The organism is Thermodesulfovibrionales bacterium (assembly GCA_026417875.1).
Taxonomy (GTDB): Bacteria; Nitrospirota; Thermodesulfovibrionia; order Thermodesulfovibrionales; family CALJEL01; genus CALJEL01.
The window spans coordinates 1-4,036 of the sequence record JAOACK010000089.1; the positions used below are offsets into that span (position 1 = coordinate 1).

Below are 4,036 nucleotides of genomic sequence, written 5' to 3' on the forward strand. Positions count from 1 at the left end.
CGGAGATGTGTATAAGAGACAGGTATGGAGGTGAAGAATTTGCTATTATATTAATAGAGACGTCATTAAAAGAAGCCAGACTCATTGCAGAAAGATTGAGAAAAAGGGTTGAATCCAGTAAATTCATCCACAAGGGTACCACCATAAGGGCTACAATGAGCATAGGTATAGCCTCAGTTCATTCAGGCATGAGGATACAGAAAGGCAAGCTAATAGAAAATGCAGATAAGGCACTCTATAATGCAAAGCATAATGGAAGAAACCAGACTGTACTATGGGAAGATATATCTAAGGAGTCAAAAATAAACAGCTTTTGAGAAACATCATGGAATTCATAATTGAGGTTAGCGAAGAAGAATTAAAAAAAGAAAAGGCCAGGGCAAGGGAGTTAAGGAAGAGCTCCTGGTGGAAGAGGAAGCTCGGGGAGGGAAGGTGCTATTACTGTGGAAGGAAATTCAAGCCCTCAGAGCTTACAATGGATCATCTCATACCACTTATAAGGGGTGGAAAGTCCGTTAAATCAAATCTTGTTACAGCCTGCAAAGAATGCAATAATAAAAAGAAGTACCTTCTTCCATTTGAATGGGAGGAATATCTTGAAAAATTGAAGGCAGAGGAGGTGGAGGAATGAGCATCCTTGAAAGGGCTGTGCCTACAGAAGGAAAGATAAAGTTTCTTATAGGAGAATTTGTTCACAGGGGTTTTTTTTATCTCTATGAGGGCAACATCCTTCATATTGAAAAAGGTCTCCAGAATATAATGGTGGTTGAACATCCCTTCTGGAAGAAGATCCTCTTTATTAATGGTCTTATTCAGCTCACTATCAAGGATGAATTCATCTACCACGAATCCCTTGTCCATATCCCTCTTCAGGCATTACCCGAGAATAAAGTTAGGCGCGTCCTCATATGTGGTGGCGGTGATCTGGGTGCAGCCAGAGAGGTGCTCAAATATAATGAGGTTAAGGAAGTTGTAGTTGCTGATATAGATCCGAGGGTAACAGAGGTGGTAAAAGAATACTTTCCCGAGATGATTGAGGGAGTTCTTCAGGATTCCAGACTTAAACTCTATCATCAGGATGCCTTTAGGATTGTTGAGGATTATATAACTAGAGGAGAGAGATTCGATTTTGTAATCATTGATTCAACTGATCCAGATGTCTCTTCTGGAGAGAGGGTAGAATTATCCCATTCGCTCTTTGGCAGAGAGTTTCACTCCCTTCTAAAAAAACTTGTTCCAGAAGGTATCATTGTTCAGCAGGCTGGTGTTCCATTTACAATGAGCAATATCCTTGATGTTACTCTTAAAACATACAAAGAGGTATATTCAGGAGAAAGAGTGCTATGCTACAGGTCAAATATCCCCTGCTTTGGCGGAGACAATGCCTTTATAATCCGCTCAGCGAATTCAGATCCTGTGGTACCGGTTAGAAAATCAATTCCCCATACTAAATACTACTCACATGAAATACACAGGGCATCCTTTGTGCTACCTAAGTTCTGGAAAGAGATTTTGGAGCCTTAAGCCTGTTTTGCCTTGGGCCTCCTGTTTGCCTCAAGAACCTTTTTTCTGAGTCTTACTGAGTGAGGTGTAACCTCCACGAGCTCATCCTCTTTTATGAACTCAATTGCCTGCTCAAGGTTCAATATCCTTGGAGGCACAAGCTGTATTGTATCATCAGAGCCTGCAGCACGTATATTTGTGAGTTTTTTTTCCTTTGTTACATTCACATCAAGATCATTTTCTCTGGAATTTTCTCCCACAATCATGCCCTCATATACGGGTGTTCCTTCTCTGATAAAAAGTGTACCTCGAGGCTGGAGGTGATAGAGGGCATAGGCGGTTGCTCTTCCAGGTCTATCTGCAACAAGGGCGCCTGTCTGTCTTTTTGACATCGGTCCATGCCATGGCTCATATCCATCAAATATGTGATTGAGAAGACCGGTGCCCCTTGTATCAGTCAGAAACTGTGACCTGAAACCAATTAATCCTCTTGATGGTATCCTGAACTCGAGCCTAACCCTTCCGAAGCCATTGTTCTGCATTCTGATCATCCTACCCTTTCTCATTCCTATCTGCTGAGTGACAACTCCTACATATTCATCCGGCACATCTATTATTAGAAGTTCCACAGGTTCATGCAATACTCCATTAATCTCCCTTGTAATTATCTCCGGCATTGATACAGAAAGCTCGTATCCTTCTCTCCTCATCATCTCTATTAAGATTGCGAGCTGAAGCTCTCCTCTTCCCATTACTTTAAAGGAATCAGAGCTATCAAAATCCACTTTGATGGATACATTATACAGAAGCTCTTTTTCAAGTCTTTCCCTTATATGCCTTGATGTTACAAACCTCCCTTCCTTTCCAGCAAAAGGGGATGTGTTTACAGAAAAGACCATGGATATCGTTGGTTCGTCCACTTTAATTCTCGGCAAAGCTTTTGGCTTTTCTATATCAGTAACAGTATCACCTATATTTATACCTTCGATACCTGCAAGGGCCACAATATCTCCAGTAGAAGCCTCTTTTACTTCTTTTCTTTCAAGTCCCTGAAAGGTATATACAGAGGTTATCTTTGACTTTACCATCTCTCTCTGATTTTTAATAACAGCAACGGTATCACCTGCCCTCACTCTGCCAGAAAATATTCTTCCTATGGCAAGCCTTCCCACATAATCATTGTAATCAATGTTTGTAACCAGAAATTGCAGGACATCCTTTTCATCTCCTTCAGGTGGTGGAACGGTCTTAAGAATGAGTTCAAATAATGGTCTTAGGTCTTCTGAGCTATCATCCAGATTTAGTTTTGCAATGCCTTTTTTTGCATTAGTATAAACAATGGGAAATTCAAGCTGTTCCTCCGTGGCATCCAGGTCTATAAAAAGGTCGTAGATTTCATTTATAACTTCCTGGATTCTGGCATCAGGTCTGTCTATTTTGTTTATCACTACAACTGGAGGCAGTTTTAATTCAAGTGCCTTTTTAAGTACAAACCTTGTCTGTGGCAGGGGTCCCTCTGAGGCATCTACAAGGAGCAGCACTCCATCAACCATCTTGAGCGTCCTTTCAACCTCACCTCCGAAATCAGCATGGCCGGGTGTATCAACAATGTTTATTTTTACACCACTGTATTCAATTGCGGTATTCTTTGCCATTATTGTAATGCCCCGCTCTCGCTCAAGGTCAATATTGTCCATTACCCTCTCCTGAACCAGCTGATTTGCACGAAATATGCCTGCCTGCTTCAACATGGCATCAACAAGGGTTGTCTTGCCGTGGTCAACATGGGCAATGATAGCTATGTTTCTTAGATCTTCTCTTTTCATAAAACCTCTAGTGATTATTTAGGCACCTATTCCTGGTATTACAAGGTCAAAATGGTTATTTTAACAAAACTGAATATTAATGACTCGCTAAAACTTTTGTAAAATCTGATTTCAGGGCATCAATTGATTCATGGAGTGCTTTTAAAGTCTTCCAACATGAAGATTTTACCTTCAACTATAATACAATTTTTACAACCGGTTCATCATGTGAATAAATTTCTTAAAAAAACAATTTTTTCCTTTGATGCACTTTGAGAAATCAAAATTCTATCATTTACCCTTTCTGAAGAGATAATATTCATCTGTTTTCAAAAAAGTAATTGTCCTTCCATAAGGAAATTACCTCAACCGGCTTTTAAAGTGTTTGGTTTATGATATGAAAATTTAGTTACATCCCGGAGTTAATTCCAGGTTATTGCTGGTGGACGGTAGGGGATTCGAACCCCTGACCTCCAGAGTGCGATTCTAACCTTAAAAATAAAAAGTGGCTTAAATGCAAGGTTTGCCGAGTGCATTGTGATGAATTTTGTGATAATTTATCACAGTTTTTATCACAGTCCAAATTATCAATAAGAGGGAGTAAAAGATGGAAAAATAACACTTAAACTAAAACCTATGGGCTAATCAAATTCTAACAGGGCCCTGTCTCCATCGGGGGAGAGGAGACGATGAAGTTAATGAGCTTAACCTGTCTCTTATACACATCT

At 40.1% G+C, this 4,036-nt stretch carries 4 protein-coding genes; 3 read left to right on the forward strand and 1 reads right to left on the reverse strand.

The window, feature by feature from the left end; translation table 11 throughout:
* The 3 genes from N2257_10445 to N2257_10455 all read left to right on the forward strand — a co-directional run.
* The coding region (locus N2257_10445) for a GGDEF domain-containing protein (GenBank protein ID MCX7794802.1) at positions 1 to 317 on the forward strand (317 nt) is incomplete at its 5' end.
* 8 nt (positions 318 to 325) lie between these two features.
* The gene (locus tag N2257_10450) at positions 326 to 631 is read left to right on the forward strand and encodes an HNH endonuclease (GenBank protein MCX7794803.1); all 306 of its coding nucleotides are present in this window, start codon (positions 326 to 328) and stop codon (positions 629 to 631) included.
* Entirely contained in the window at positions 628 to 1,524 is an 897-nt protein-coding gene (locus N2257_10455; protein ID MCX7794804.1) for a hypothetical protein, read from the forward strand. Before N2257_10450 ends, N2257_10455 begins: the two co-directional genes overlap by 4 nt.
* Here the strand turns inward: N2257_10455 and typA are convergent.
* Positions 1,521 to 3,329 (reverse strand): translational GTPase TypA, encoded by a 1,809-nt coding sequence (gene typA / locus N2257_10460; GenBank protein ID MCX7794805.1) that lies wholly within the window; start codon positions 3,327 to 3,329, stop codon positions 1,521 to 1,523. The two genes, N2257_10455 and typA, sit on opposite strands and share 4 nt — an antisense overlap.
* Between the last annotated feature and the right edge of the window lie 707 nt (positions 3,330 to 4,036).

Bases quoted from the DNA above. Each gene is read 5' to 3' on its own strand.
- N2257_10450 (MCX7794803.1), top strand. From the start codon at position 326: ATGGAATTCATAATTGAGGTTAGCGAAGAAGAATTAAAAAAAGAAAAG.
- N2257_10455 (MCX7794804.1), top strand. From the start codon at position 628: ATGAGCATCCTTGAAAGGGCTGTGCCTACAGAAGGAAAGATAAAGTTT.
- typA (MCX7794805.1), bottom strand. From the start codon at position 3,329: ATGAAAAGAGAAGATCTAAGAAACATAGCTATCATTGCCCATGTTGAC.